The sequence below is a fragment of the Gordonia sp. J1A genome (assembly GCF_055393515.1).
Window position 1 is genome coordinate 3,818,759 of sequence record NZ_AP041607.1, and the last position, 25,709, is coordinate 3,844,467.

Here is a 25,709-nt window from a genome sequence, read left to right on the forward strand (position 1 = left end):
CCAGAATCAGCCCATGACGCCGATGACGCTGGGCATGCCCATCAATTACGCGGGCGACTTCCGCGAGACCATCGATAATCTCCGGGACTTCGAGGGGGTCGGCGTCAGCCGGGTCACCGTACCCGAGGCCTACAGTTTCGACGCGGTCAGTCAGCTCGGGTACATCGCCGCGCGCACCGAGACGATGGAACTGCAGACCGGCATCCTGCCGATGTACTCGCGCACGCCGACCAATCTCGCCATGACGGCGGCCGGCCTCGACTACATCAGCGGCGGTCGTGCGGTTCTCGGCATCGGTGCCTCCGGTCCGCAGGTGATCGAGGGCTTCCACGGAGTCAAGTACGACTTCCCGCTCGGCCGGGCGCGCGAGAACGCCGAGATCTGCCGGAAGGTGTGGCGCCGCGAGCGCGTCGAGTACCGCGGTAAGCACTACCAGCTGCCGCTGACGAAGGAGGACGGCGGCAGCGGGCTCGGCAAGGCGTTGAAGATCATCAACCACCCCGTCCGTGACCGCATCCCGATGCTGCTCGCGGCGATCGGGCCCAAGAACGTCGAACTGGCCGCCGAGATGTTCGAAGAACTGCAGCCCTTCCTTTACCACCCCGACTACGTCGAGGCCGCCTTCGGTGAATCGCTGGCGGCAGGCAGGGCCAAGCGCGACCCGGATCTGCCGGAACTGCGCATCGTCATTCAGGCCAGTGCGCTGATCACCGAGGACGCCGACGAGATCGCGGCGGCGGAGAACGCGGTGCGGCACCACTCGGCGCTGTACATCGGCGGCATGGGAGCCCGCGGCAAGAACTTCTACAACTCGCTGGTCCAGCGGTACGGCTACGTCGACGAGGCCGCGCTGATCCAGGATCTGTATCTGGACGGCCGCAAGGACGAGGCCGCCGCGGCGATTCCCCAGGATCTGATCGACGCGATCAGCCTCATCGGTCCGCGGTCGAAGGTCGCCGAGCAGGTCGAGCGGTTCCGCGCCAGCGGTGTCGGCGTGCTGCTGGCCTCGCCGGCCGCCGCGTCCCACAACCGCCGGGTGGAGGACATGCGGGTGTTGAAGGAACTCATCGGCTGAGCCGGCACGTCAGGTCCGCGCGGGTGCGGCGGCGGCGCGGCGCAGTCGTGCCGCGCCGAGGAAGCCCAGCGCGAGGAATGCGACGGCGACCACCATCGACCATCGGGTGGCATCGGCGAATCCCTCCGAGAGTGCGCCGACCGCGGCGTCGGTCCGGTCGCCGAGCGGGCTGTGGACCCCCTCGGCGCGCAGCATCGTGATGGTGGTGCCCGCTGACTCGCGGGTGGCGGCGGCCACCTGGTCCGCGGCGGGACCGCTGAATCCGGCGTGGTCGAGTGCGGTCGGCAGGGTCGTCGCGAGTGCCACCGACAGCGCCGCGCCGGCGAAGGCCGTGCCCAGTGCCGATCCGACCTGCCGGACCGTGCTCTGGGTGGCCGACGCCTGACCGGAGTCGTCCACCGGAACGTCGCGGAGGACGGTCCCGGTGAGTTGAGCCGAAGCCAGCCCCAGACCGAGGCCGTAGAGGATCAACGGCAGCGCGATGATCCAGCCGGAGGTGGAGCTCCCGATCACCACGACGAGGATCAGGACGCCTGCGACTTCGAGACCGAGGCCGAGCAGCACCACGGCGGGGGCGCCCAGCCGTGCCGCGAGGTGTCGCGCCATGGCGCCGGAGACGAAGGCGCCGATCGCCATGGCGGCCAGGACCAGACCGGCCTGCATCACGTCGAGGCCGAGCGCGTTCACCAGATAGAGCGGCAGCGCGAAGATGATGCCGAACTCTCCGACCGCCACTGCGGCGGCGGTGACGTTGCCCCACGAGAACGTGGGCAGGCCGAACAGCCGGAGGTCGAGGATCGCCGACCGCCCGTTGTTCCGGCGATGACGCTCCCAGACGACGAACAGGACCAGAGCCGACGCCGCCACCGCGAAGGCCGCCGGGACGATCGAGATCGGCGCCTGCTCGGGCCACCTCCATCCGAACACCTTCAGCTCGCCCTTCGGCGTCCACCAACCCAGGTCGGGCCCTTCGATCACGGCGAACACCAGTGCGCCGAAACCGATCATGCTGAGCATCGCGCCGTCGACATCGGCGCCGGGCCGATCGTCGCCGCCCTTCGATTCGGACACCGTGAAGATCGCGGCGATCGCCACGACGAGACCGAGCGGCAGATTGACGAGGAAGATCCAGTGCCACGACGCCCATTGGGTCAGGGCGCCGCCCGCGAGCGGTCCCACCGCCGCCGCGCCGGAGATCACCGCACCCCAGACACCGAAGGCTGCGGCCCGGTAGCGACCGCGGAAGACGGCGTTCACCGTGGAGAGGGTCGAGGGCATGATGAACGCCGCGCCGACCGCCTGGACCGCACGGGCCGCAATCAGCGTGCCCGCCGACCCGGAAGCGGCGGCGAGCAGACTGCCGGCGACGAAGACGGTGAGTCCGAACAGGAACATCCGTTTGCGGCCCCAGCGGTCGGCGAGTCGGCCCGTCGAGAGCAGCAGTGCCGCCAACACCACCGCGTACAGACTGTTGACCCATTGGGCGTCGGTGAGGTCGAGACTCAGGTCGCTGATGATCGCCGGCAGCGCGACGCCGACGATCGTTCCGTCGAGCACGATCAGGCCCAGCCCGACCGACAGGACGGCGAGGCCGATCCAGTCCCGGCGGGTGGGCGCTGAGGTGTTCGCGGGCAGGGTGGAACCGGGGGGAGCACCTGTCATGCGTCGATCTCACCAGATCGACCGGCTGCGCGGACCGTGTCTTGGTGTTAGGCCAAGATCAATCAGAAGGTGGATGCGGGGGCGGTCTCAATACTGGCGGGTCTAGTAGTAGTACGGGAACGAGTCCCAGTTCGGATCACGCTTCTCCAGGAAGGCGTCCCGGCCCTCGACCGCCTCGTCGGTCATGTAGGCCAGACGCGTGGCCTCGCCGGCGAAGACCTGCTGACCCATCAGCCCGTCGTCGGTCAGGTTGAACGCGAACTTCAGCATCCGCTGCGCGGTGGGCGACTTGGAGTTGATCTTCCGTGCCCATTCGATGGCCGTGTTCTCGAGTTCTGCATGATCGACGACGCGGTTCACGGCGCCCATCTGATGCATGGTCTCGGCGTCGTAGGCTTCGCCCAGGAAGAAGATCTCGCGGGCGAACTTCTGGCCGACCTGCTTGGCGAGGTAGGCGCTGCCGTAACCGGCATCGAAGCTGCCCACGTCGGCGTCGGTCTGCTTGAACCGGGCGTGTTCCCGGGACGCGAGGGTCAGATCGGCGACCGCGTGCAGCGAATGGCCGCCGCCCGCGGCCCAGCCGTTGACGACCGCGATGACGACCTTGGGCATGGTGCGGATCAACCGCTGGACTTCGAGGATGTGCAGTCGTCCGCCCTCGGCCTTGACCCGTGCCTCGTCCACTCCGTCGACGGTCGCCGCGGTGACATCGGAATCGTGGCTGGTGGCGTACTGGTAACCGCTGCGGCCGCGGATGCGCTGGTCGCCGCCGCTGCAGAAGGCCCAGCCGCCGTCCTTGGGCGACGGGCCGTTGCCGGTCAGAAGCACTGTGCCCACGTCCGGGGTCCGACGCGCGTGGTCGAAGGCTCGATAGAGCTCGTCGACCGTGTGCGGTCGGAAGGCGTTGCGGACCTCGGGCCGGTCGAACGCGATGCGGACGATGCCGTTGGCGCGGCCTTCACCGGTGTGCCGGTGGTAGGTGATGTCGGTGAGGTCCTCGAAGCCGGGGACGGTGCGCCATGCGGACGGGTCGAAGGGGCTGGAGTCGGTCGTCATGTCTTCCGAGCCTAGTTGGAGCCCGGTCGGCGCGAGTCGGTGTGGGCGGCGACGGTGACGGGGTGGTCTGCCGGCACCGATGCAGTGGCGCTCAAGTCCGTCGTTGGGAGTGCGACCTCCATCTTCTATTACCGATGTTCAGATGCTAGGTTCCAAACTGAGTGTCACTCCGATTTCTCGCGGAGGACGTGTCGATCAAGAAGCAGGAGGCTCGATGAACCAGCCCGTCGTGGTGTCGCAGGAAGGCGGCGTCGGCCGGTTGATCCTCAACCGCCCGAAGGCCATCAACGCCCTGAACGACGAGATGGTGGATCTGATGTCGGCCGCGCTGCGGAAGTGGCGCGAGGACGACGCGGTGAAGGCGGTGGTGCTCTCCGGCGCCGGCGAGCGCGGACTGTGCGCCGGTGGCGACATCGTGTCGATTCACCGCGACGCCAAGGCACTCGTCGATGCCGGCGCCGGCGACGCAGAGGCTACGGCCTGCCCGTCGGCGGTGTTCTGGCGCGAGGAGTACCAGCTCAATTCCGAGATCGCGAAGTTCCCCAAGCCGTACGTCGCGCTGATGGACGGGATCGTCATGGGCGGCGGTGTCGGCGTCTCCGCACACGCCAACACCCGCGTGGTCACCGACCGTACCCGGCTCGCGATGCCGGAGACCGGTATCGGCTTCGTCCCCGACGTCGGAGGCACGCACCTTCTCTCGCAGATTCCGGACCGACTCGGCGTGTACCTGGGCCTCACGGCGGCCTCGATCAACGGCGCCGATGCCATCGCCCTCGGCATCGCGGACCATTACGTCCCCGCCGCAGATCTCGACGCCTTCGTCAAGGCCGTCTCCGCGACCACCGTCGACGAGGCGCTGGCCACCTACGCCCAGAAGCCGCCCGCGTCCGATCTGTACGCCCAGCGCGACTGGATCAACGAGGCCTTCGCCGCCGACAGCGTCGCCGAGATCGTCCGCCGCTGCGAGGCCGTCGGCACCGAAGCGGCGGAGAAGGCGGCCGCGACGCTCCGGGCCAAGAGCCCGACGACCCTCGCGGTGACGCTGCGGGCGCTCCGCAACCCGCTGCCGACTCTCGACGAGGCGCTCGCCCGCGAATACCGGGTGTCGGTGCGATGCGTCCGCAGCCACGACATGGCCGAGGGGATCCGGGCGCAGGTGATCGACAAGGACCGCAATCCGTCGTGGAGTCCCGCGGAGATCGGCGACGTCACCGAGGCCGACGTGGACGCCTTCTTCGCGCCGCTGCCCGAGGGGCTCGAACTCACCATTGTGAACCCGTGAACCTCATGCCCGACCGCACCCGACAGCCATTGGAGAACCGCAGATGACCGAGTACCAGACCATCCTCACCGAGACCGACGGCCGCGTCGCCGTCATCACCCTGAACCGTCCCAAGGCCCTCAACGCGCTGAACACCGAACTGATGGGCGAAGTGGTTGCGGCCGTGCGCGGCTTCGACGCGGACCCGGAGATCGGCGCCATCGTCATCACCGGCTCGGAGAAGGCCTTCGCCGCAGGCGCCGACATCAAGGAGATGCAGTCGAAGAGCTTCAGCGAGGTGGTCGGCCAGCAGTTCTTCGGCGCGTGGGACGAACTGTCGCGCACCCGCACTCCGATCATCGCGGCGGTTGCGGGCTACGCGCTCGGCGGCGGCTGCGAGTTGGCCATGCTCTGCGACATCATCATCGCCGGCGAGAACGCCAGGTTCGGTCAGCCCGAGATCAACCTCGGCGTGATCCCCGGGATCGGCGGATCGCAGCGACTCACCCGAGCAGTCGGCAAGGCCAAGGCGATGGACCTGGTCCTCACCGGGCGGCAGATGAAGGTTGACGAGGCGGAGCGGGCGGGTCTGGTGTCGCGCGTGGTTCCGACCGACGAGGTGGTCAGCACCGCTCGCGAGGTCGCGGCGACCATCGCGAGCAAGTCGTTCATCGCGGCGTCGTACGGCAAGGAAGCGGTGAACCGCGCGTTCGAGTCGAGCCTCACCGAAGGCGTCCGCGCCGAGCGGAGCCTGTTCTACTCGCTGTTCGCCACCGCCGATCAGACCGAGGGCATGGCGGCCTTCGTGGAGAAGCGGGAACCGGAATTCAAGCACCGCTGATGCGCGAGACGGGACCGGCGTCGTGACGGCGGCGCGGGGGCAGGCCGGATCGAAGAGCGACCGCACGCGCAGCGCCGTGCGTGCGGCCGCCGCGGAGTGCTTCGCGGAGTCGGGCTTTCAGGCGGCTACCACCGCCGAGATCGCCCGGCGTGCGGGAGTGTCGGAGGGCACCGTCTTCCTGCACTACTCCAGCAAGCTCGGCCTGCTCACCGCCGTCACCCGGGAGTTCTACGAGGGGCTGCAGGGCCAGGCCGAGGCGGTTCTGGCGCAGGACGGCGCGACGCCGTCGGAACTGCTGCGCCGCCTGGTCCACGATTGGTGTGCGGTGATGGCGACGCAGTGGGACCTGGTGCAGGTGTACATCCACACCGCCCAGGCGTTTCCCGGCACGGAGCTGGCGTCGGTCGTCATCGATTCCAACCGCCGCTACACGAGGCTTTACACCGCGGTCATCGACGACATGAAGCGGTGCGGAGAAGTGGACGCCTCGCTTCCGTCGGCGCTGGCGCGCGACATGATCTTCGGGACGCTGGAGCACAGCGCGCGCGGCCAGCGATACGCCGGGCGTCCGGTGCACACGGCAGATGTGGGACGGCAGATCGTCGATCTGCTGATCGGCGCCGGCCACGCCGACGCCCGGCGGTCGTCCGACGACGAGAGGCTCGCTCGTATCGAGACCAAGATCGACAGGCTGCTGTCGCAGGGGGAAGTCTGAGCCGACCACAGGAGGCGGTCGCGCGGAAGATACGGTGAAACGATGACGGGCGCAACCGAACAGCAGTCGAGCACAGAGGCGTCGGAGACGTCACCGCACCAGGGCGGGTTCCGCGCCGACTTCGAGGTCACGACCGAACGCGGGGGACCGAGCTACGGCGAGATGGTCGAGCAGGTCCGCACGTTCATGGACAAGGTGCGGTACGCGTCGCCGACCCCCGAGTTGGCCGACGAGGTGATCGAGGACCTCAAGAAGCTCAACGCCAAGCTCGACACGACCCTCGTCGACGAGTGGACGTCACCGTCGGGGACCCGGATCGACCTGCCGTCGCGGGGCAACATCACCCTGCCGCCGTACGAGGTGCGCAACGGTGGGCCGGAGGGGGTGGACGCGGAGGTGACCTTCCGGCGGTTCCATCTCGGAGGCAACGGTGTGGCGCACGGAGGGCACGTCGCGGTCGCCTTCGACGACCTCGGTGGCATGGCTGCGGCTCTGCGAGCCGGCCGGCCGGCGCGGACCGCCTATCTGACGGTGAACTACCGGTCACTGACTCCGTTGGAGACACCACTCGTGCTGCGCACCTGGGTGCACGAACACGACGGTCGCAAGAACTTCGTCCGCGGCACGCTGCATGACGGCGACCGCCTGTGCGCGGAGATGGACGCACTCTTCATCGAGCTGAGGCCCGGTCAGGCGTAGCCGCGACGGGTCGGGCTCACGCCTTCAGTTCGTGCGCCTCGACGACGAAACCCGCCGCCTGCAAGCGATCGATCAACACATCGCCCATCGCCACCGCGGGGGTCAGGACGCCGGCGCGGTCGGGGAGCCGATCACGATCCAGAGCGAGAGCCAGCGATGCCTCGCCGAGCATCACGGCGGTCGCCTTGTATCCGGGGTCGCCGTGCGCGCGCATCTGTGAGCGATACCGGCGTCCGGTGGTCGTGGTGGTGAAGGTCTGGGTGACGAAGTTGCCCGTCTCGCGGGACTTCTCTCCGGGGCCGCTGCCGGGCTTGGGGAGCACCATGTCGAGGACCTTGCGGGTGGGTGCGAAGCTCATCGCGCCGAGGAATGCTCCGGTTCCGACGGTGACGATCCCGGCCAGTGCGGCCGACAGGCCGGGCACGCCGCCGACCGACATCGTCTCCTGGTAGCGGAACGCGTCACCGTACGCACCGTCGAGAAGGTAGTTCGAACGACGCACCACGCGGGTGTTGTAAGAGGACATGAAGAACGGTGCGAGCGTGCCCCGCAGGCTGGGGTCGACCTTCTTCGCGTCGACCGGCGTCATATCGCTGGGCTCGGAGTTGAGGCCCGCGCGCGGAGTCTCACCCGACCCGCCGGAGAGCGCCTGCGGGTTCATGATCAGGCTTCTGGTGTCCGCGTCTTTCGCCATCTCTGCGATCACCCGGACCGAGTCGACCGTTCCGCCGGAGACGCCGCCGCGCAGCGATGTCACCACCATGGTGGTGTCGGTCATCTCCCCCGCGCCGTCTTCGGCGATCGTTCGGTGCAGCAGATACGCGCCGAGGTCGGACGGGACCGAATCGAATCCGCAGGAATGCACGATTCGCGCGCCGGACGCGGTGGCCAGTTCGTCGGCCTTGTCGATGGAGTGCCGGACGAACGGGACCTCGCCGGTGAGGTCGACGTAGTCGGTGCCTGCGGTCGCGGCAGCGATCACGAGATTCTCGCCGTAGCGCAGGTACGGACCCACCGTGGTGCAGACCACCTGCGTACGTGCGCACATCGCATCTAGCGACGACGGCGAGTCCGAGTCGGCCACGATCAGCGGCCAGTCGCGTGCGCGCTCGCCGAGGCGTCGTCGCACCGCGGCGAGTTTGGTCTCCGACCTCCCGGCGAGAGCGATGCGAGTGCTCGCCGGTGCATGGTCGGCGAGGTACTGGGCGGTGAGCTCACCGACGAAACCGGTGGCTCCAAATACGACGACGTCGAATTCGCGACTCATGGGGTCGACCCTACTGGCATCCCGACCGCCGACCCGGTATCTACACCGCCGGCACGAACTGTCTGCGTGCCTGTTCGATTCATCGATCAGTTGTGTCATAGGTGGGTGATAGCGTTCAGGTAATCAAGAAAATATGGTGTGACCAGCTGAAACACTCGGGGGAGGTGGCAGCGATGAGCGATCCGTTCGCTGATTCGATCGCCACCGGCGTGCTGCCGGAGCGGCCCGCCGAACTACTCGCACTGATCGATGCCGCGGCGGTCAAACTCGCCGAGACCTCGCTGTCACCGGAGACCGAACCGGAACTGCTGGCCCACACGCAGATCGCCGAACGGATTCGGCGACGCTGGGACGGCGTCTCCGCAGCAATCCTGGTGGAGGTCTCCGATCGCAACGCGCACCGAACCGCGGGCTATCTGAATCCGCACCAGTACCTCTCGCAAGGGCTGCGGCTGGGAACCCGGGAGGCCAGCCGGCGGCTGCGGATGGCTGAGGCGATCGGCGAGTTCTCCAACTTTCAGGGGCAGACTCTGCCTCCGCGCAAGCCGGCGACCGCCGCGGCGGTGGCGGCCGGGACTGTCGGCGCCGAACACGCGTTGGTGATCTCGGCCGTTTTGGCGAAAGTACCGGGCTGCATCTCGCCGGAGGTCAAAGTCCGTGCTGAGGCGGAGTTGGCCGAGGCTGCGGCTGGGTTGAATCCGGATGATCTGGGCAAGGATGATCTGGGCAAGGTCGGTGACCGGCTGCTCGCTCACCTGGATCCGGATGGTCAGGAGAGCGATCACGTCGACCGGCAACGCCAACGCGGAATCAGCATCCTCCCGCAGGATCGTCAGTTGATGAGCAGAGTCCGTGGCGCGATGACTCCGGAGTTGCGGGCGAAGTTCGAGGTGATCTTGACCGCCTGGGCCGCACCCGGGATGAACAACCCAGCCGACCCGGATTCACCCACCGGAACCATCGACGCCGACGGCATCGACGCCGAGGCTCTGGCGGCGGCGCGGGGCCGGGATCTGCGCAGTGCCGCCCAGCGCACACACGACGCGCTGCTGGCCCTGTGTGATTACGTTCTCGCCCACGGCGGACTCGGAGCACCGACCCGGATACCGGCCGAACTCGTCATCACCGTCGCCGATCAAGAACTCGCCGTCCACGCCGGAATCTCCCTGACCGCCACCGGCACCCGCATCCCGATCGGTGAACTCGTGCGGCTCGCCGCCGACGCCGTCCCGCACCTGGCCGTCTTCCGGAATCACACCAGCGAAGTCCTTTACCAGGGCCGTGGTGCACGGTTTGCGAGTAGAGCGCAGCGGTTGGCGTTGTTCGCCCGCGACCGCGGCTGCACCGCCCCCGGCTACGACCGCCCCTTCGCGCAAACTCAAGCCCATCACGCACCGGACTGGATCACCCCGGGAGGGCGCACCGACATCGACGCCCTCGGCGCCGCCTGCGGGCGCCACAACCGCGCCGTCGGCACCAACCGCGGACAATGGGAGACCACCATCCTCACCGACGGGCCCGATGCCGGACGCATGGCCTGGCGACCAGCCACCACTAACGGACCCTGGCGCCTGAACCCCATCCACCACGCCGGGCAGGCACGGCACCTGCACCCGCGAGAACGGCATCGGCAAGAATCGGGCCCACCACCGGAAAGACCTTCGGAACCCGGCGGACCCGCGAGCTACCGATTCCGGGCCCAGCCGAGCGAGAACGCCGCGAAGGGCTTCGGCGCCGCGTCGGCGTAGAAGGAGTCGAGCGCCACGATCTCCCAGCCCGCCTCGGTCAACATCGTGGGGATGTCGCGGGTGAGGTGGCATCCTCCGCCGAGACGCTTCTGGATCGGCTCCAGTCGGCGCTGCCATCGGCGTACGCCGGGGTCTGGAGCCCTGCCGTGCTCGAGGAAGGCGAGAATCCCGCCGGGTTTGACGACCCGCCGCAGCTCCGCGAGCGCCACGGGGAGTTCCGGAATGGTGCACATGGTGAACGTCGACAACGCCGAGTCGAACGAATCGTCGTCGAAGGGCAGCCGCTGCCCGTCCAGACCACCCCGCTCGATCGGCACGGACGACGCCGCGATCCGCGCGGCCCCGAGCCGCCAACCGGTATCACTCGGCTCCACCGCGGCGACACGCCTCACATCCGCCGGATACCGGCCGACGTTGAAGCCGGACCCGAAACCGATCTCCACCACATCGCCGGACAGCGGCTCGCAGGACCGGCGCCGCAGATCGTCCATCGCGGGCATCCCGCAGGTCTTGACGATGATCCGCGGCAGCACGTGCTCGGAGTAGAAGCCCATGTGCCGACGATATTTCATGGCCGCTTCCGGAGGGCGCGGAGTCGGAGCCGACCTTCGGATCGGCTGCCCCGTCCCGGCGCATAGGGTCTATATCCATGAACCCGTCCACCCTGCAGGCGCGTGTGATCGTCGACGAACTGATCCGCGGCGGTGTCACCGAGGCCGTGCTGTGCCCGGGATCGCGGAACGCGCCGCTGGCCTTCGCGCTGCATGCGGCTGACACGCAGGGCCGCCTTCGGCTCCATGTCCGCATCGACGAGCGGTCTGCCGGATACCTCGCACTCGGATTGGCCGTGGCCTCCGGCCGCCCGGTGCCGATTGTGATGACTTCCGGCACCGCTGTCGCGAACACCGGGCCCGCCGTCTTCGAAGCGAACTACGCGCGGGTGCCGTTGGTCGTGATCAGCGCCAACCGGCCGTACGAGCTTCTGGGCTCGGGCGCCAATCAGACCATCGAGCAGTTCGGCATGTTTGGCACCCAGGTGCGCGCAGCCATCAGCCTCGGGCTCGCGGAGGAAGACCTCGATACCAACTCCCAGTGGCGGTCGGCGGTGGGCCGGGTCCTCGCATCTGCGCGCGGCGCGCGCACCGGCAACGCCGGGCCGGTGCAGTTCGACATCCCGCTGCGTGAGCCGCTGGTGCCCGACGCGGGGGACCTTCCGGACACCGACCTCTCGGTCCTGGATGACGGACGTTTCGCCGGGCGCCCCGGCGACGCTCCGTGGACCTACGCGCCGGTCGGCAAGCTCGACATCCCCCTGGAGATCGACCTCTCGCGCGACACCGTCGTGGTGTCCGGGCACGGCGCCGGAGTTCATCCCGAACTGGCAGCACTGCCGACCGTCGCCGAGCCGACAGCGCCGAGCGCGGCGAACCCCCTGCACCCGCTCGCACTCGGCAAGCTGAGACCGAAACAGGCGATCATCTGCGGGCGCCCGACTCTGCACCGCTCCGTGTCGAGGCTGCTCGCCGATCCGTCGGTGGAGGTGTTCGCGCTGACCACCGGCCCGCGGTGGCCCGACGTGTCCGGCAACGTGGTCGCAACCGGCACCCGGGCGGTGGCCACCGGTGATCCCCGGCAGACATGGCTCGACGAGGCCGCGCGAGTCAACAACCTGGTGGAGCAGGCGGTGACGACCGAGCTCGACGCCTCACACCAGAGCACGGGTCTACACGTGGCTCGGGCCGTCGCCGCCGCGATGACGCCCGGCGACACGCTCGTGGTCGGTGCGTCGAACCCGATCCGGGACATCGCGCTCGCGGGCACCGTCGCCGACGGAGTCAAGGTGATGTCCAATCGCGGGGTCGCCGGCATCGACGGAACCAACGCCACCGCGATAGGCGCGGCCCTGGCCCGCGGACGGACCGTCGCGCTGATGGGCGACCTCACGTTCATCCACGACGCCACCGGTCTCGTCATCGGCCCGGATGAGCCGCGCCCCGCCGATCTGCGCATCGTGGTCGCGAACGACGACGGCGGCGGCATCTTCGGCCTCCTGGAACAGGGCGATCCGCGTTTCGCGCGCGACGCCTACCTCGGCGTCTACGACCGGATCTTCGGCACCCCGCACCGCACCGACCTCGCCGCGATGTGCGCGGGATTCAACATCGGCCACCGCCGCGTGCGACTCGACGAGCTGTCCGACGCTCTCACCGGCCCCGCGCCCGAGGGCGGCATCGAAGTTCTCGAGGTGCGCACCAACCGTGACGGTCTGCGCGAACTCCACGCCCGGATCGCCGCCGGGCTCGACGCGGCACCCGACTATCCTGAGCAGTCATGACCCGGACAGTGCAGCGGCGCATTCAGATCGCGCTGGTGGCCGTCGGCGTCGTGGTGAGTCTCATCGGCGCGGTCATCATCGCCGGCGCCTACCGCAACGACTCGAAGATCGACGCCAACAAGGCCACCGCCGTCGCCGAGGTGATCTCCGCCGACCGCCTGCACGCCGCCGTCAACTTCGTGACCCCGGACGGGGTACTGCGCAACCCCAAACTAGGCCTGCTGTACCCCACGCATCTGTCCACCGGGCAGCGCATCCTCGTCGACTACGACACCACCGATCCCGACAACCTCGCCCGGCCGGTCGGCCGCGATGCCCAGTTGTCGATCGTCCCCGCACTGTCGGTGATCGCCGCGGGCTGGGCGGTGGTGATCGTCCTCATGGTCGGGGTGGCCGAGACCGGGCGCCGCACACGCCGCGATTAGGCTGGACTCCATGACAGACAGCACCGACCACGGCGCCGGAACGCGCGCGAGCCTCGAGAAGGAGCCGTCCGAGGTCGCCGAGATGTTCGACGGCGTCGCACGCCGCTACGACCTGACGAACACGGTGCTCTCATTCGGTCAGGACCGGCTCTGGCGGCGCAACACCCGCCGCGCGCTCGACCTGAAGCCGCGCGACGTGGTCCTGGACCTCGCCGCGGGCACCGCCGTGTCCACCGTCGAACTCGCGGCCTCGGGTGCCACGTGCATCGCCGCCGACTTCTCACTCGGCATGCTCCGAGCAGGCGCGAACCGCAAGGTGCCAAAGGTGGCCGCGGACGCGCTGCACCTGCCCTTCGCGGACGCCTCCTTCGACGCCGCGACCATCTCATTCGGTCTCCGTAACGTCAACGACGTGCCCCTGGCCCTGTCGGAACTCAATCGGGTGCTCAAGCCCGGCGGCCGGCTCGTGATCTGCGAGTTCTCCACTCCGACGCTCAAGCCCTTCCGCACGGTCTACATGGAGTACCTGATGAAGGCGCTGCCCGCCGTCGCCACAAAGGTGTCGAGCAATCCCGCCGCGTACGTGTACCTCGCCGAGTCGATTCGCGCGTGGCCGGACCAGGCCGCTCTCGCGTCGATGATCGGCGACGCCGGATTCGGCGAGGTCACCTGGCAGAACCAGACCGGCGGAATCGTGGCGATCCACCGGGGCGTGAAGAGCGCGCAACCCGCCGCGTGAGTCCCGGACCGGTCAGGTGAACGGCGGCCGGTCCTCCAGAGTCGAAGCGATGCGGCCGGCGCCGCGCCAAGCGCGGGCGATGAGATCGGAGTCGTCCGGGGTCAGGAGATTGCCCATCACGCGCACCACCGCCGACATCAGCCGAGCCGAACGGATCCCGGGCCGGCCGAGCAGCGGCACCGTCTGCGGGACGGTCAGCAGACCCGCGGCCCGGCGCGCCGCGGCGAATGCGACACCGTACTCCGACCGCAGCAGCCCCGGCCATGCGACCGAGTAGTCGTTCTCCGACTCCAGCATGTCGACCGCCAGGGCGGCCGTCTCGATCGCGTAGTCGATCCCCTCGCCGTTGAGCGGATTGACGCACGCGGCGGCGTCACCGATCAGCATCCAATTCGCTCCGGCCACTCCGCTCACCGCTCCGCCCATCGGCAGGAGCGCCGAAGCGATCCGTTGCGGCGCCGACGTCAGCTGCCAGTCACCTGCCACCATCCGCGCATAGTGCTCCACCACCGGGCGCAGAGCCATCGACGCCGGCCGGCCCGCCGTGGCCAGAGCCCCGACCCCGACGTTCACCGTTCCGTCGCCGAGCGGAAAGACCCAGCCGTAACCGGGCAGAAGCGCACCGTCCGGATCGCGGAGCTCGAGATGCGAGCCCATCCATGCGTCGCCGGACCTCCCCGAGTCGACGTACGACCGCGCGGCCACGCCATACGCGGTGTCACGGTGCCACCGGCGCCCGAGCGACTTTCCGAGCGCCGATCGCACACCGTCCGCCACGATCACGTCCCGCACGCGGATCTGACGCCGTTCACCGTCCCGTACCACGGTCACCGACTCGATCCGGCCGCCGACCAGCTGCGCGCCGACGGCCTTGGCCCCGGACACCATCCGGGCGCCGCGCGAGAGCGCGAAACGGCGGATCGCGTCGTCGAGTTCGGTGCGGGCGATCGCGCTGCCGTACGCGCCGAAACGGTCGGCGGCCGGCCAGTCGACCCGCTGCCGTGCGCCCCAGCCGTTGAGCTCCAGGCCCCGGATGCGCGGACGGCCGTCGAGCAGACCGCTCATGCCGAGTCGGTGCAGGCCGGTCACCGCCCTCGGCGTCAGCCCGTCGCCGCACGTCTTGTCCCTGGGGAAGACCGCCGCGTCGAGCAGCACCACATCCGATCCGCGGGCCGCGGCATGGGCTGCGGCCGCCGCACCGGCGGGTCCGGCGCCCACCACCAGAAGGTCGGCGGAATCGGGAACGGCTTCGCCGGGCGTCGCGCTTGTCACCCGACCAGTATGTCTGTCGCCGTGAGCAGTTACGCTTCTGGTGTCGCCGAACGACGAATCCGCGGCGTTCGGATCACCGATGGGATTGGGCCAAACACGTGAAGTCCACTTTTGCCGGACTGGACCTCGGGACCGGCGAGTTCGCCGGGCAGGTGCAGGAGTCGCTTCAGCGCGTCGAGGATCTGTTGATCAGCGAGCTGTCGTCGGGGGACGACATCCTGGTCGAAGCCGCCACCCATCTGGCCAAGGCCGGTGGCAAGCGGTTCCGTCCGATGTTCGCGATCCTCGCCTCGCACTTCGGTACGACTCCGGGGAGCGACGACGTCATCACCTCGGCCACCGTCATCGAGATGACCCACCTGGCCACCCTGTACCACGACGACGTCATGGACGAGGCCTCCCTCCGCAGGGGAGCGCCGAGCGCCAACGCGCGCTGGTCCAACTCGATCGCGATCCTCGCGGGCGACTTCCTGTTCGCGAGGGCCTCGCACCTGGTGTCGACACTGGGCCCGGAGGCGGTCCGGATCATCGCCGACACGTTCGCCGAACTGGTGACCGGGCAGATGCGTGAGACCGTCGGCGTCAGCGCCGGCGGCGACCCCATCGATCACTACCTCAAGGTGGTGTGGGAGAAGACGGGGTCGCTGATCGCGACCGCCGGGCGCTTCGGCGCGTACACCGCCGGCGCTGACGCGACCACCGTCGACACGCTCGCCCGGCTCGGCGACGTGGTGGGCACCGCATTCCAGGTCTCCGACGACATCATCGACATCGCCTCCGTGAGCGGCGACTCGGGCAAGACGCCCGGCACCGACCTCCGCGAGGGAGTGCACACGCTGCCGGTGCTGCTGGCGCTCGCAGGCGACGGGCCGGGCAGCGAGCGGTTGTCGCAGCTCCTCGTCGACCCGCAGAGCGGAGCGGCACGACCACTCGTCGACGACGGCGAGGTGAACGAGGCCCTGAACCTGCTCGTCGACTCGGCGGGCATGAAGCAGGCCCGCGCTCGCCTGGAGGCGATGGCCGACGAGGCCGACGGGCTCCTCGCCGGTCTGCCCGCGGGACCGGCGAACGACGCTTTCAGCTCACTCGTGCGCTATACGGTCGACCGCGTCGGCTGACCGTCGCGACTCGCGTATTCTTCGCGCGTAGTGACTGCGGTAACGGCTGGAACTATCGGGGTGGTCCTGCACGTTTGCCACTGTGAATGAAGTTCTAAGGACAGTGTTCTTCTGACAGTGAGGTGCCATGCATTTCAACGGCCTCAAGACGGCGGCGTTGATGGGCTTGATGTCCGCGATCATCGTCGGCATCGGTGCGTTGTTCAACAACCCGAACATCCTGGTGTTCTCGGTTCTGCTCGCCGTGGGCACCAACGCCTACGCCTACTTCAACAGCGCAAAGCTGTCGCTGCGGGCGATGCACGCGCAGCCGGTGACCGAGGTTCAGGCGCCTGAGCTCTACCGGATCGTGCGCGACCTCGCCACCCAGGCGCACCAGCCGATGCCCGCGCTCTACATCAGTCCCACCGAGTCGCCGAACGCGTTCGCGACGGGGCGCAATCCCAAGAACGCCGCGGTGTGCTGCACGTCCGGGATCATGCAGTTGCTCGACGAGCGCGAGCTGCGGGCGGTGCTGGGCCACGAGCTCTCCCACGTCTACAACCGCGACATCCTGATCAGTTCCGTCGCCGGCGCGATGGCCGCGGTGATCAGCGGCCTGGCCAACATGGCCATGTGGATGGGAGCGTTCGGCGGCAACCGCGACAACGGGCCCAACCCGCTGGCGATGATCCTGATCGCGATCCTCGGTCCGGTGGCCGCGATGGTGATCCAGATGTCGGTGTCCCGGTCGCGGGAGTACCAGGCCGACGCGTCGGGCGCGGAGCTCACCGGTGATCCGCTGGCGCTCGCATCCGCGCTCTCGAAGATCTCGGGCGGCATCGCCGCCGCACCGCTGCCTCCGACGCCGGATCTGGCGAACCAGTCGCACCTGATGATCGAGAGCCCGTTTCGCCCCGGCGAGAAGCTGTCGCGCCTGTTCTCTACGCACCCGCCGACCGCCGACCGGATCGCGCGGCTCCACGAGATGGCGCGCAACGGCGGTCAGCGGTTCTGATCCTGCTTCCGCTTCGCCGCCCAGCGCCCGACGAGCACCGCGGCGAGGGCCCCGACGACTCCTCCGGCGACGGCCCCGCCGACGCCGTCGCCGGGATCGATTTCGGCGATGACGGCCGTGGCCATCGAGACCGCGCAGCCCCCGAAGTAGCAGCCGATCAGAGCGGTGCGCACCCACGACTCGCCGCCGTAGGCGAGGGCGTGGGCGTCGACGCCGCGAGCCCGGCAGTACCGCTGCCACTCGACCGACGGGATCAGCAGTCCGAGGAAGAAGGCCACGGTGACCCAGGCGGGAACGAACCACGCGGACACCGCGGCCAGCGTCCACAGCAGGATCGTCGCCAGTATGAACACGTAGGCGTAGGCCTCGAGCATCACGGCCCGTTCGCGCTCGTCGCCCCACGAGTCGTCGGTGTTGCGCAGCAGGAGCGCGGGAAGGGTCTTCGTCTGAGGTGACATGTCAGTGCTCCTCGGGTAGCGGAAAAAGCTCTTCGACCGAACTGTTCAAGGTCCGAGCTATCCGAATCGCCAGGTACACCGACGGTGCGTAGTCGCCTCGCTCCAGCGAGACCACGGTCTGCCGGCTGACACCCACCGCCGTGGCGAGATCTGCCTGCCGCAGACCGGCTCGAGTGCGTGCCGCCTTCACCGGTGACGGAATTTCGGACATGCAAGAAGTCAAGCCGACTTGTCATCAGTGTGTCAAGTCGACTTGACTCGGGGTCTGTCGCTGAGGAGCTGTGGAGGGCTAGCGGTAGTTCACGAACTGCAGCGCGATGCCGAAGTCCTCGCCTTTGAGCAATGCGATGACGGCCTGCAGATCGTCACGCTTCTTCGACGAGACACGCAGCTCGTCGCCCTGGATCTGAGCCTTGACTCCCTTGGGGCCTTCGTCACGAATCTTCTTCGAGATCTTCTTGGCGTGCTCGGAGTCGATGCCCTGGACCAGCTCTCCGGTGATCTTGAAGGTCTTGCCGGAGGAGACGGGCTCACCGGCGTCGAACGCCTTGAGGGAGATGTCCCGACGGATCAGTTTCTCCTTGAACACCTCGAGGCCGGCCAGGGCGCGCTCCTCGGCGTCGGAGGTGATCACGATCTTCTCTTCACCGGACCAGTCGATGGTGGTGTTGGTGCCGCGGAAGTCGTAGCGCTGCGAGAGTTCCTTGCCCGCCTGGTTGAGGGCGTTGTCGACCTCCTGGCGGTCGACCTTGCTCACGACGTCAAACGAAGAATCAGCCATGAGAACCAGCCTATCAGCGGTCTGAACAGCAGATTTGCGCGGACATACGGGGTACGTTGTATTCTTCTACCCGTTGCCTTCACCGGCTTCTCCGCGCGAGCGGAGCGGTTTCGTGGACGGCGGCACGGCAGATTGCCCGAGCGGCCAAAGGGAGCGGATTGTAAATCCGTCGCGCAAGCTACATAGGTTCGAATCCTATATCTGCCACTGAGGACTTGCACCGCGCATAATCGGCGTGACCAGCGGTTTTGGTTAAACTGAGAGCGTGTGTGTAACCTCGTTGAGGCTCTTCGGTTACGGACTGTTCGCAGGCTGGACCCGGACGGCACGCCCCCTTAGCTCAGTCGGCAGAGCGTTTCCATGGTAAGGAAAAGGTCGACGGTTCGATTCCGTCAGGGGGCTCGCTTGGTTGTGACCGACTCGGTCGCGGCCGAACAGGGCGGTGTAGCTCAGCTGGTTAGAGCGCACGACTCATAATCGTGAGGTCGGGGGATCGAGTCCCCCCACCGCTACACATACCGCCTGCGCACGGTGGGACCTCGGCCCCCAAGCGTGGGACCGAAGAACTGCAAGACGCGAAAGTAGGCAACAAAGTGGCTTCCTCAACCGATGTGCGGCCGAAGATCACCTTGGCGTGCGAGGTGTGCAAGCACCGCAACTACATCACCAAGAAGAATCGACGCAACGACCCCGACCGTCTCGAGCTGAAGAAGTTCTGCCCGAACTGCGGCAAGCACGAGACTCACAAGGAGTCGCGCTGAGGCGTCGTCGCTTCCGCGACCCCTCCCGAGCTTTTCAACGAGCCGTCTCACTTGGTGAGACGGCTCGTTTGATTTTGTCCGGAGCCGATCGGAGTGGACAATCTTCGTAACGAATCAGTTGCGAATCGTTTCCCCGGAGGCCTTGTTCCACACCGATCGCCGGGGCCGTGCGGCCTGACCGCGCCGAGTGAGGAGACACCGTGACCGGTCAGCTGGAGGACATTCGGGTCGACAACCCACTGGAGGCTGCGCCGATGGGCGATCCGACCGCGGCGGAGGTCGCTGAACACACCAAGTCGATGGTCGGTTTCAAGTACACCGTCGACGACTACTACGAAGTCGGTCGTCAGGACATCCGCAGGCATGCGCGGGCGGTCCAGGACTCCCATCCGGCGTTCTGGGACGAGGCAGAGGCCGCGAAGCTCGGCCACGACACGCTCTTCGCGCACCCGACCTTCGTCTCGGTGCTCGGACTCATCGCGCAACGCAGGCTGTTCGACGACGTGATCACCGGATACGACATGTGGCAGATCATGCAGACCGATCAGCGGCTGATCATGCACCAGCCGATGCGCTTGGGCGACCGGCTGGTCTGCGACGTCTCGCTCGAGTCGTTCCGGCAGTCGATGGGCGCCGACCTGCTCGTCAGCAAGAACATCATCTGGAATCAGCACGAGGAGCCGGTGATGACGACCTTCACCTCGGTGGCCGCCCGACCCTCGGTGGATGTGGATCCGGGACTCGTCGCGAAGCTCAACGAAGTGATGATGCAGGTGGACGTCGATCCCGCGGTCGGGAAGACCGTGCACGGACCGTTCAGCAGGTACGACGAGCCCGACCCGGTGGTGGAGCCCAAGGCGTACGGGGCTATCGACTTCGACACCCTCGAAGTGGGGCAGGAACTCCCGCAGGTCACCAAGACCCTCACGCTCGGAAACCTGGTGAACTACGCGGGCGTCTCGGGCGACCCGAACCCCATCCACTTCTCGCCGGAGGTCGCGGAGGCGGTCGGCCTCGAGAGCGTGGTGGCGCATGGAATGCAGACGATGGGCCTCGGTGCCAGCGTCATCGGCTCGTTCGTCGGAGACCCCGCGGCCATCCACGAGTACAACGTGCGGTTCACCAGTCCGGTCTACGTGCCGGCGGTCGGCGCGGCGCAGGTGGACTTCGGCGGCAAGGTCAAGTCTCTCGACCCGCAGACCCGGCGGGGAGTGATCGCGCTGGTCGCCAAGCAGTCCGGGCGGAAGATCTTCGGCCGCGCGCAGGCGCTGGTGCAGTTCAACTGACGCCGCCCAGTCGGGGCGAGTTGGGGCGAGCGGCAGCTTTGCTCTACACTCATCTGAGTCTGATGCTTCAGAATCACGCGCTGCCTGAGGGTGGCGCGTTGGTTTTGTTAGCCTTGGATCAAAGTGTGGGTCGACGGGCCCGCGCAAAGGGGCGTAGCTCAATTGGCAGAGCAGCGGTCTCCAAAACCGCAGGTTGCAGGTTCAAGTCCTGTCGCCCCTGCCCACCGGGGCACTAGCAGACGAAGGGATCGGTGAGAAGGTGGCCAAGCGAGATCGCAAGGCTTCTTCAGACGTCAACGACGATCTGGTGGTCGACGACGTCGCCCAGTCCGACTCCGCCGAACTGCGTCCCAGCGGCAAGCGCTCCGCGCGCGGCCGTCGGGGTGCCGGCTCTGCGACCGCGGTCGCAGAGCGTACCGCCGAGTCCGCCGCGACCGATACCGGCGTCAGCCGCAATCCGTTCGTCCGCATCTGGACCTTCCTCAAGCAGGTCGTGTCGGAGATGCGGAAGGTGGTGTGGCCGACTCGCAACGAGATGGTCAACTACGTGATCGCCGTCTTCGCGTTCGTCGTGGTGGTCACGGCGTTCATCGCCGGCCTGGACATCGGATTCGCCAAGCTGACCCTGCTGGTGTTCGGCTGACAGGCAACTATTACAGGGCGGCCAGCCCGAGTGACCAACGAAGGAGCGTGGGGCAGTGAGCACCCCGGAGAACGAGATCGAATCGCCGGAGATCGGCGACGAGACCGCCGAGGCCACGCCGGTGGATGTGTCCGCTGACGACGTGAACCAGAACGCCGAGGTCACCGAAGCCGTCGATCCGGTCGCCGAGTTGAAGGCGCAGCTGCGCCGCCTGCCCGGGGAGTGGTACGTCATCCACTCGTACGCGGGCTACGAGAACAAGGTGAAGACCAACCTGGAGACGCGCGTCCAGAACCTGGACGTCGGCGACTACATCTTCCAGGTCGAGGTGCCGACCGAAGAGGTCACCGAGATCAAGAACGGCCAGCCGAAGAAGGTCAACCGCAAGGTGCTTCCCGGCTACATCCTGGTGCGGATGGAACTCAACGACGAATCGTGGAGCGCCGTCCGCAACACCCCGGGAGTGACCGGATTCGTGGGCATGACCTCGCGTCCGTCGCCGCTCTCGATCAAGGAAGTGGTGCAGTTCCTGATGCCGCGCGCCGAGGTCCGCAAGGCGGAGGCCGCCAAGGCCGCCGCGGCTGCGGGCGAGAGCGTCGAGGCCGCTGCCGCCGCCGCGTCGAACCTCGTCGAGGTCGACTTCGAGGTCGGCGAGTCGGTCACCGTCATGGACGGACCGTTCGCGACCCTGCCGGCCTCCATCAGCGAGGTCAACACCGAACAGCGCAAGGTGAAGGTGCTCGTCTCGATCTTCGGTCGTGAGACCCCGGTCGAGCTCGGCTTCAACCAGGTCGAAAAGCTCTGACCTCGCGCCGCAGCCGTCGAGCGCTGTGACCAGAATTGAGACTTCCGCGTATCCAGCGTGCGCGGATCTGTAGGAAAAAGGACAAGAGGACATGCCTCCCAAGAAGAAGAAGATCGCCGGAATCATCAAGCTCCAGATCCAGGCGGGCCAGGCCAACCCGGCGCCGCCCGTGGGGCCGGCGCTTGGTCAGCACGGCGTGAACATCATGGAGTTCTGCAAGGCGTACAACGCCGCGACCGAATCGCAGCGCGGCAACGTGGTGCCGGTCGAGATCTTCGTGTACGAAGACCGCTCGTTCGACTTCAAGCTCAAGACCCCGCCGGCCGCCAAGCTGCTGCTCAAGGCCGCAGGTCTGCAGAAGGGTTCGGGTGAGCCGCACGTCAACAAGGTCGGCAAGGTGACCATGGACCAGGTCCGCGAGATCGCCAAGACCAAGACCGAGGACCTCAACGCCAACGACATCGAGGCGGCCGCCAAGATCATCGCCGGCACCGCGCGTTCGATGGGCATCACGGTCGAGGGCTGAATCCCTCATCCGAGAGACCGATACCTGAAACACCCCGTGGGAGGGCCGCGCTCGGCCCACTAACCACTAACTCCCGCCGATACGGCGGGGAGAAGGAACAGAGCACATGAGCAAGAAGAGCAAGGCCTACCAGGCCGCCGCCGAGAAGATCGACCGCGACAAGCTGTACAGCCCGCTGGAGGCTGTGACGCTTGCGAAGGACACGTCTTCGAAGAACACCGACGCCACCGTCGAGGTCGCCATGCGACTGGGCGTCGACCCCCGCAAGGCCGACCAGATGGTCCGCGGCACCGTCAACCTGCCGAACGGCACCGGTAAGACCGCCCGCGTCATCGTCTTCGCCGCCGGTGACAAGGCCACCGAGGCGGCTGCGGCCGGTGCGGACGAGGTCGGCGCCGAGGACCTGATCGAGAAGATCCAGGGCGGGTGGCTCGACTTCGACGCCGCGATCGCGACGCCGGACCAGATGGCCAAGGTCGGCCGTATCGCGCGAGTCCTCGGACCGCGCGGCCTGATGCCGAACCCGAAGACCGGCACCGTGACCACCGATGTCACCAAGGCCGTCAACGACATCAAGGGCGGCAAGATCAGCTTCCGCGTCGACAAGGCCGCGAACCTGCACTTCGTCATCGGCAAGGCGTCGTTCGACGCCGCCAAGCTGGCCGAGAACTACGGCGCCGCGTACGACGAGATCATGCGCGCCAAGCCGTCGGCCGCCAAGGGCCGCTACCTGAAGAAGGTCACCGTCTCGACCAACACCGGCCCGGGCATCCAGGTCGATCCCGCGGTCTCGCGCAACTTCACCGAAGAGGCCTGATCCTCAGCAGAGCCTGAGAAAAGGGGGCACCGCCGATCGGCGGTGCCCCCTTTTCTCGTCATCGGGCGCGGCGATACTCCTGACGCGGACGGCCGGTTCCGCCGTATTGCAGTGACATCCGGAGCGCGCCGCAGTCGACCAGGGCTGCGAGATGGCGCCGAGCGGTCGCCGCGGAGACTCCCACTCGGGCCGACACGTCGTCGGCGAAGAGCACCGAGTCCGGGCCGAACAGGTCGAGTATGCGCTGCTCGGTCGGTGAGGGGTTGTCGTTGCGCTTGGCGGTGGCAGGCTTCCCGAAGCGCAGCGCTCCGAGCGCTGAGTCGACGGCAGACTGATCGACGTCCGCGGAGTCCAGTACACGGCGGTACTGGATGTATCCGGCGAGGCGGCGCGCGAGGTCGGCGTCGGCGAAGGGCTTGATCAGGTAGCTCAGCGCGCCGGCGCGCATCGCCGACCGGACAGCGGCTGAATCGGTCTCCGCGCCGACGACGAAGCAGTCGCGATCGAGTTCGCCGATCAGGTCGATCCCCGAGCCGTCCGGCAGGTACACGTCGAGCAGCACCAGTTCGATCTCAGGATGGTCGGCCAGTGCCGTACGCGCCGCCGCGATGGAGCCCGCGCGAGCGACCACGCGGAAGCCCTGCACCGCGGCGACGATCGCGGAGTGCAGGGCGGCGACCCGGAAGTCGTCGTCGACCACGAGCACCCCGTAGTCGGTCTCAGTCATCAGATTCATCCTCCGCTGTCTGCTCTGTGGTCTGCTCGGTCGCGATCACGCCGGGAAGGCCGGCCACCAGCACCGCGCCGTGACCTGATTCGCGGCCTCCGGGGTCCGCGACGCGCACTTCGCCGCCGATCCGTCGCGCCAACTGTCGCACGATCGACATCCCCATCCCGCGGCCGCCAGGGACCGCGCCTGTCTTGGTGGTGATCCCTTCGGCGAAGATCTGCTCGGGATCGGAGAAGGGGATGCCCGCGCCGGAGTCGGCGACGGTCACCCACAGCACCTCGCCGGGGCCGTCGTACGAGTCGGTGAGTATCTCGACCTCCACCTCAGCGTCGGTTGAGCCCGCGGCCGCCTCGATGGCGTTGTCGAGCAGGTTTCCGACCACGGCGGTGACGGTGACCGGATCGGTCAGGCTTCCGGTGACCCAGGTCTGGTCGCCGAGACGGAGGGAGACGCCGTGTTCGCGGGCGTGCGCCGCCTTCGCCTCGAGGAACGCGTGGAGGTGGGGTTCGGTGACGTTCTCGATGCCGTCGAGTCCGCCGCTCGCGCCGGTTCCGGTCAGTTCGTCGAGATAGTCGAGGGCGTCGTCGACATGCCCGTGCCGCAGGAGTCCAGCGAGCACGTGCATCCGATTCGCGGTCTCGTGTCGCTGGGCGCGGAGAGCAGTGCTCATCACCTGGATGGAGTCGTTCTCGCGCGCCAGTGCTTCGAAGTCGGTGCGGTCGATCACCGACACCACCATGCCGAGGTCCTGCCCTTCGGTGATGATGCGGTGCGACGAGACCAGGACGATCCGGTCGCCGACAGTGGCGGCGATGGGATCTGGCGTCGGAGTGGACAGGACTCGGCGAACCCGCGGCGTGAGGCCGATGCCGTCGACCGGGCGCCCCACCGGGTGGTGGAGGGACAGGAGTTCGCATGCGGTCTCGTTGGCCACACGCACCACGCCGGTCGCGTCGACGGCCAGCACGCCGTCCGACAAGGAGTGGAGTACGGCACCCTGGTTCCGGACGAGTTCGGCGAGTTGGTCGGGCTGCAATCCGAGGGTGAGGCGCTGCCAGCGCCGAGCGAGAAGGATCGATCCGATTGTGCCGATCGCCATGGCGCCGAGCGCGATCCAGACGGTGGTCAGGATGTCGCGGCGGGACTCGCCGGCGAGTTGACCGGTGGAGACGCCCACGCTCACCAATCCGATCACCTGTCCGCCGGCGCCACGGATGGGCACCTTGCCGCGGACGGATTCGCCGAGCGTGCCGCGGTCGGTCGTCAGGTCAGTCTCGCCGCTCAGAACGCGGTCGGCGTCGGTGGAGACGTGCTTGCCCAGCTCCACAGGGTCAGGATGGGCCAATCGCACGCCGTCGGCGTTCGCGATCACGATGAACAGTGCGGAGGTCGCGCGACGGACCGCTTCTGCCTGGCGCTGGACCGGTCCGTCGACCAAGTCTGTCGCCGGCAGCGACGTGCCCTGGTGGCTGCCGACGCCGGCGACCACGTCGGGGTCGACGGCGACGGTCTCGGCGATCGCGAGCGCCCGCTGCCCGTACTCTTCGCGAACCCGGTCGTCGGCCCCGGAGATCACCGCGCCGAAGCCGACGCCGAGGCTGACCGCGATGACGACCAACTGCAGCAGCAGCACCTGAGTTCGCAACCGCATGGCGACAGCCTAGTGTCGCGATACCGCGTGCCACCGGG

The 25,709-nt window shown here is 67.8% G+C and carries 27 protein-coding genes and 4 tRNA genes; 21 read left to right on the plus strand and 10 right to left on the minus strand.

The window, feature by feature from the left end:
• Positions 1–13 precede the first annotated feature (13 nt).
• Positions 14–1,075, plus strand: coding sequence for an LLM class F420-dependent oxidoreductase (locus tag ACZ5QD_RS17835; RefSeq protein WP_045538038.1), 1,062 nt, complete (start codon positions 14–16; stop codon positions 1,073–1,075).
• Positions 1,076–1,084: 9 nt separating this feature from the next.
• On the opposite strand, the gene ACZ5QD_RS17840 is transcribed toward ACZ5QD_RS17835, so the two are convergent.
• Together ACZ5QD_RS17840 and ACZ5QD_RS17845 are read right to left on the minus strand one after the other, a co-directional pair.
• The gene (locus ACZ5QD_RS17840; RefSeq protein WP_045538039.1) at positions 1,085–2,737 is read right to left on the minus strand and encodes an MFS transporter; all 1,653 of its coding nucleotides are present in this window, start codon (positions 2,735–2,737) and stop codon (positions 1,085–1,087) included.
• A gap of 102 nt (positions 2,738–2,839) precedes the next feature.
• A complete protein-coding gene (locus tag ACZ5QD_RS17845; RefSeq protein ID WP_045538040.1) occupies positions 2,840–3,793 on the minus strand; it encodes a 1,4-dihydroxy-2-naphthoyl-CoA synthase in 954 nt (317 codons plus the stop codon).
• A 214-nt stretch (positions 3,794–4,007) separates the two neighbouring features.
• Here ACZ5QD_RS17845 and ACZ5QD_RS17850 point away from each other — a divergent pair, with 214 nt between their 5' ends.
• From ACZ5QD_RS17850 to ACZ5QD_RS17865, 4 genes are read left to right on the plus strand one after another with little or no spacing between them, the layout of a single operon-like run.
• Entirely contained in the window at positions 4,008–5,078 is a 1,071-nt protein-coding gene (locus ACZ5QD_RS17850) for an enoyl-CoA hydratase/isomerase family protein (protein WP_045538041.1), read from the plus strand.
• 43 nt (positions 5,079–5,121) lie between these two features.
• Complete coding sequence (locus ACZ5QD_RS17855) at positions 5,122–5,898, plus strand: enoyl-CoA hydratase (RefSeq protein ID WP_006894353.1); 777 nt, start codon at positions 5,122–5,124, stop codon at positions 5,896–5,898.
• A 22-nt stretch (positions 5,899–5,920) separates the two neighbouring features.
• Entirely contained in the window at positions 5,921–6,613 is a 693-nt protein-coding gene (locus ACZ5QD_RS17860; protein ID WP_006894354.1) for a TetR/AcrR family transcriptional regulator, read from the plus strand.
• 42 nt (positions 6,614–6,655) lie between these two features.
• Positions 6,656–7,312, plus strand: coding sequence for a PaaI family thioesterase (locus tag ACZ5QD_RS17865; RefSeq protein ID WP_045538042.1), 657 nt, complete (start codon positions 6,656–6,658; stop codon positions 7,310–7,312).
• Positions 7,313–7,328: 16 nt separating this feature from the next.
• On the opposite strand, the gene ACZ5QD_RS17870 is transcribed toward ACZ5QD_RS17865, so the two are convergent.
• The gene (locus tag ACZ5QD_RS17870) at positions 7,329–8,579 is read right to left on the minus strand and encodes a saccharopine dehydrogenase family protein (RefSeq protein WP_045538043.1); all 1,251 of its coding nucleotides are present in this window, start codon (positions 8,577–8,579) and stop codon (positions 7,329–7,331) included.
• A gap of 173 nt (positions 8,580–8,752) precedes the next feature.
• Here ACZ5QD_RS17870 and ACZ5QD_RS17875 point away from each other — a divergent pair, with 173 nt between their 5' ends.
• A complete protein-coding gene (locus tag ACZ5QD_RS17875) occupies positions 8,753–10,327 on the plus strand; it encodes an HNH endonuclease (protein WP_045538045.1) in 1,575 nt (524 codons plus the stop codon).
• Here the strand turns inward: ACZ5QD_RS17875 and ACZ5QD_RS17880 are convergent.
• A complete protein-coding gene (locus tag ACZ5QD_RS17880; protein WP_464366987.1) occupies positions 10,264–10,881 on the minus strand; it encodes a class I SAM-dependent methyltransferase in 618 nt (205 codons plus the stop codon). The genes ACZ5QD_RS17875 and ACZ5QD_RS17880 overlap by 64 nt on opposite strands.
• Positions 10,882–10,976: 95 nt before the next feature.
• Between ACZ5QD_RS17880 and menD the strand changes: the two genes are divergently transcribed.
• Genes menD through ACZ5QD_RS17895 form a run of 3 tightly spaced genes read left to right on the plus strand, consistent with a single transcriptional unit; the run spans position 10,977 to position 13,826 of the window.
• On the plus strand, positions 10,977–12,662 hold the full coding sequence (gene menD, locus ACZ5QD_RS17885; protein WP_464366988.1) for a 2-succinyl-5-enolpyruvyl-6-hydroxy-3-cyclohexene-1-carboxylic-acid synthase: 1,686 nt from the start codon (positions 10,977–10,979) through the stop codon (positions 12,660–12,662).
• Positions 12,659–13,087 (plus strand): hypothetical protein, encoded by a 429-nt coding sequence (locus tag ACZ5QD_RS17890; protein ID WP_006894363.1) that lies wholly within the window; start codon positions 12,659–12,661, stop codon positions 13,085–13,087. Before menD ends, ACZ5QD_RS17890 begins: the two co-directional genes overlap by 4 nt.
• A 10-nt stretch (positions 13,088–13,097) precedes the next feature.
• Positions 13,098–13,826: a demethylmenaquinone methyltransferase gene (locus ACZ5QD_RS17895; protein WP_006894365.1), complete on the plus strand. Its 729-nt coding sequence runs from the start codon at positions 13,098–13,100 to the stop codon at positions 13,824–13,826.
• A gap of 12 nt (positions 13,827–13,838) precedes the next feature.
• Here the strand turns inward: ACZ5QD_RS17895 and ACZ5QD_RS17900 are convergent, their stop codons facing one another.
• On the minus strand, positions 13,839–15,098 hold the full coding sequence (locus tag ACZ5QD_RS17900) for a geranylgeranyl reductase family protein (protein ID WP_464366989.1): 1,260 nt from the start codon (positions 15,096–15,098) through the stop codon (positions 13,839–13,841).
• Between the two features lie 98 nt (positions 15,099–15,196).
• Between ACZ5QD_RS17900 and ACZ5QD_RS17905 the strand changes: the two genes are divergently transcribed.
• Both ACZ5QD_RS17905 and htpX read left to right on the plus strand, forming a co-directional pair.
• A complete protein-coding gene (locus ACZ5QD_RS17905) occupies positions 15,197–16,216 on the plus strand; it encodes a polyprenyl synthetase family protein (protein ID WP_006894368.1) in 1,020 nt (339 codons plus the stop codon).
• Between the two features lie 127 nt (positions 16,217–16,343).
• Positions 16,344–17,213 carry a zinc metalloprotease HtpX gene (htpX, locus tag ACZ5QD_RS17910; RefSeq protein WP_464366990.1) on the plus strand — a complete coding sequence of 290 codons (870 nt, stop codon included), beginning with the start codon at positions 16,344–16,346 and terminating at the stop codon, positions 17,211–17,213.
• Here htpX and ACZ5QD_RS17915 read toward each other — a convergent pair.
• From ACZ5QD_RS17915 to ACZ5QD_RS17925, 3 genes are all read right to left on the minus strand, one after another.
• Positions 17,201–17,671, minus strand: a complete 471-nt coding sequence (locus tag ACZ5QD_RS17915; RefSeq protein ID WP_006894372.1) for a hypothetical protein — start codon at positions 17,669–17,671, stop codon at positions 17,201–17,203. The two genes, htpX and ACZ5QD_RS17915, sit on opposite strands and share 13 nt — an antisense overlap.
• 1 nt (position 17,672) lies before the next feature.
• Positions 17,673–17,882, minus strand: a complete 210-nt coding sequence (locus ACZ5QD_RS17920) for a helix-turn-helix transcriptional regulator (protein WP_464366991.1) — start codon at positions 17,880–17,882, stop codon at positions 17,673–17,675.
• Between the two features lie 78 nt (positions 17,883–17,960).
• Positions 17,961–18,452: a YajQ family cyclic di-GMP-binding protein gene (locus ACZ5QD_RS17925; RefSeq protein WP_006894373.1), complete on the minus strand. Its 492-nt coding sequence runs from the start codon at positions 18,450–18,452 to the stop codon at positions 17,961–17,963.
• A 126-nt stretch (positions 18,453–18,578) separates the two neighbouring features.
• Between ACZ5QD_RS17925 and ACZ5QD_RS17930 the strand changes: the two genes are divergently transcribed.
• From ACZ5QD_RS17930 to rplA, 10 genes are all read left to right on the plus strand, one after another.
• Positions 18,579–18,659 (plus strand) — tRNA-Tyr (locus ACZ5QD_RS17930).
• 122 nt (positions 18,660–18,781) lie between these two features.
• Positions 18,782–18,854 (plus strand) — tRNA-Thr (locus tag ACZ5QD_RS17935).
• A 36-nt stretch (positions 18,855–18,890) separates the two neighbouring features.
• Positions 18,891–18,964: transfer RNA gene (locus ACZ5QD_RS17940), tRNA-Met, on the plus strand.
• An 81-nt stretch (positions 18,965–19,045) separates the two neighbouring features.
• The gene (gene rpmG, locus ACZ5QD_RS17945; protein WP_006894375.1) at positions 19,046–19,213 is read left to right on the plus strand and encodes a 50S ribosomal protein L33; all 168 of its coding nucleotides are present in this window, start codon (positions 19,046–19,048) and stop codon (positions 19,211–19,213) included.
• 200 nt (positions 19,214–19,413) lie between these two features.
• Positions 19,414–20,499, plus strand: a complete 1,086-nt coding sequence (locus tag ACZ5QD_RS17950) for a fused (3R)-hydroxyacyl-ACP dehydratase subunits HadA/HadB (RefSeq protein WP_006894377.1) — start codon at positions 19,414–19,416, stop codon at positions 20,497–20,499.
• Positions 20,500–20,646: 147 nt separating this feature from the next.
• Positions 20,647–20,719, plus strand: a tRNA-Trp gene (locus ACZ5QD_RS17955).
• A 39-nt stretch (positions 20,720–20,758) separates the two neighbouring features.
• Positions 20,759–21,142, plus strand: a complete 384-nt coding sequence (gene secE / locus ACZ5QD_RS17960) for a preprotein translocase subunit SecE (protein WP_006894379.1) — start codon at positions 20,759–20,761, stop codon at positions 21,140–21,142.
• Between the two features lie 55 nt (positions 21,143–21,197).
• Positions 21,198–21,947 carry a transcription termination/antitermination protein NusG gene (nusG, locus tag ACZ5QD_RS17965; protein WP_045538057.1) on the plus strand — a complete coding sequence of 250 codons (750 nt, stop codon included), beginning with the start codon at positions 21,198–21,200 and terminating at the stop codon, positions 21,945–21,947.
• Between the two features lie 91 nt (positions 21,948–22,038).
• Positions 22,039–22,473 (plus strand): 50S ribosomal protein L11, encoded by a 435-nt coding sequence (gene rplK, locus ACZ5QD_RS17970; protein ID WP_006894383.1) that lies wholly within the window; start codon positions 22,039–22,041, stop codon positions 22,471–22,473.
• 106 nt (positions 22,474–22,579) lie between these two features.
• Positions 22,580–23,290: a 50S ribosomal protein L1 gene (gene rplA, locus ACZ5QD_RS17975; protein WP_006894385.1), complete on the plus strand. Its 711-nt coding sequence runs from the start codon at positions 22,580–22,582 to the stop codon at positions 23,288–23,290.
• Between the two features lie 58 nt (positions 23,291–23,348).
• Here the strand turns inward: rplA and ACZ5QD_RS17980 are convergent, their stop codons facing one another.
• Both ACZ5QD_RS17980 and ACZ5QD_RS17985 read right to left on the minus strand, forming a co-directional pair.
• Positions 23,349–24,017 carry a response regulator gene (locus tag ACZ5QD_RS17980; protein ID WP_039866639.1) on the minus strand — a complete coding sequence of 223 codons (669 nt, stop codon included), beginning with the start codon at positions 24,015–24,017 and terminating at the stop codon, positions 23,349–23,351.
• On the minus strand, positions 24,010–25,671 hold the full coding sequence (locus ACZ5QD_RS17985; protein ID WP_278126121.1) for a sensor histidine kinase: 1,662 nt from the start codon (positions 25,669–25,671) through the stop codon (positions 24,010–24,012). Before ACZ5QD_RS17985 ends, ACZ5QD_RS17980 begins: the two co-directional genes overlap by 8 nt.
• Positions 25,672–25,709 lie beyond the last annotated feature (38 nt).

Excerpts from the sequence above, each read along its gene's own strand:
- ACZ5QD_RS17835 (WP_045538038.1), top strand. The coding sequence starts at position 14 with ATGACGCCGATGACGCTGGGCATGCCCATCAATTACGCGGGCGACTTC.
- ACZ5QD_RS17840 (WP_045538039.1), bottom strand. The coding sequence starts at position 2,737 with ATGACAGGTGCTCCCCCCGGTTCCACCCTGCCCGCGAACACCTCAGCG.
- ACZ5QD_RS17845 (WP_045538040.1), bottom strand. The coding sequence starts at position 3,793 with ATGACGACCGACTCCAGCCCCTTCGACCCGTCCGCATGGCGCACCGTC.
- ACZ5QD_RS17850 (WP_045538041.1), top strand. The coding sequence starts at position 4,008 with ATGAACCAGCCCGTCGTGGTGTCGCAGGAAGGCGGCGTCGGCCGGTTG.
- ACZ5QD_RS17855 (WP_006894353.1), top strand. The coding sequence starts at position 5,122 with ATGACCGAGTACCAGACCATCCTCACCGAGACCGACGGCCGCGTCGCC.
- ACZ5QD_RS17865 (WP_045538042.1), top strand. The coding sequence starts at position 6,656 with ATGACGGGCGCAACCGAACAGCAGTCGAGCACAGAGGCGTCGGAGACG.
- ACZ5QD_RS17870 (WP_045538043.1), bottom strand. The coding sequence starts at position 8,579 with ATGAGTCGCGAATTCGACGTCGTCGTATTTGGAGCCACCGGTTTCGTC.
- ACZ5QD_RS17875 (WP_045538045.1), top strand. The coding sequence starts at position 8,753 with ATGAGCGATCCGTTCGCTGATTCGATCGCCACCGGCGTGCTGCCGGAG.
- ACZ5QD_RS17880 (WP_464366987.1), bottom strand. The coding sequence starts at position 10,881 with ATGGGCTTCTACTCCGAGCACGTGCTGCCGCGGATCATCGTCAAGACC.
- menD (WP_464366988.1), top strand. The coding sequence starts at position 10,977 with ATGAACCCGTCCACCCTGCAGGCGCGTGTGATCGTCGACGAACTGATC.
- ACZ5QD_RS17890 (WP_006894363.1), top strand. The coding sequence starts at position 12,659 with ATGACCCGGACAGTGCAGCGGCGCATTCAGATCGCGCTGGTGGCCGTC.
- ACZ5QD_RS17895 (WP_006894365.1), top strand. The coding sequence starts at position 13,098 with ATGACAGACAGCACCGACCACGGCGCCGGAACGCGCGCGAGCCTCGAG.
- htpX (WP_464366990.1), top strand. The coding sequence starts at position 16,344 with ATGCATTTCAACGGCCTCAAGACGGCGGCGTTGATGGGCTTGATGTCC.
- ACZ5QD_RS17915 (WP_006894372.1), bottom strand. The coding sequence starts at position 17,671 with ATGTCACCTCAGACGAAGACCCTTCCCGCGCTCCTGCTGCGCAACACC.
- ACZ5QD_RS17920 (WP_464366991.1), bottom strand. The coding sequence starts at position 17,882 with ATGTCCGAAATTCCGTCACCGGTGAAGGCGGCACGCACTCGAGCCGGT.
- ACZ5QD_RS17925 (WP_006894373.1), bottom strand. The coding sequence starts at position 18,452 with ATGGCTGATTCTTCGTTTGACGTCGTGAGCAAGGTCGACCGCCAGGAG.
- rplK (WP_006894383.1), top strand. The coding sequence starts at position 22,039 with ATGCCTCCCAAGAAGAAGAAGATCGCCGGAATCATCAAGCTCCAGATC.
- rplA (WP_006894385.1), top strand. The coding sequence starts at position 22,580 with ATGAGCAAGAAGAGCAAGGCCTACCAGGCCGCCGCCGAGAAGATCGAC.
- ACZ5QD_RS17980 (WP_039866639.1), bottom strand. The coding sequence starts at position 24,017 with ATGACTGAGACCGACTACGGGGTGCTCGTGGTCGACGACGACTTCCGG.
- ACZ5QD_RS17985 (WP_278126121.1), bottom strand. The coding sequence starts at position 25,671 with ATGCGGTTGCGAACTCAGGTGCTGCTGCTGCAGTTGGTCGTCATCGCG.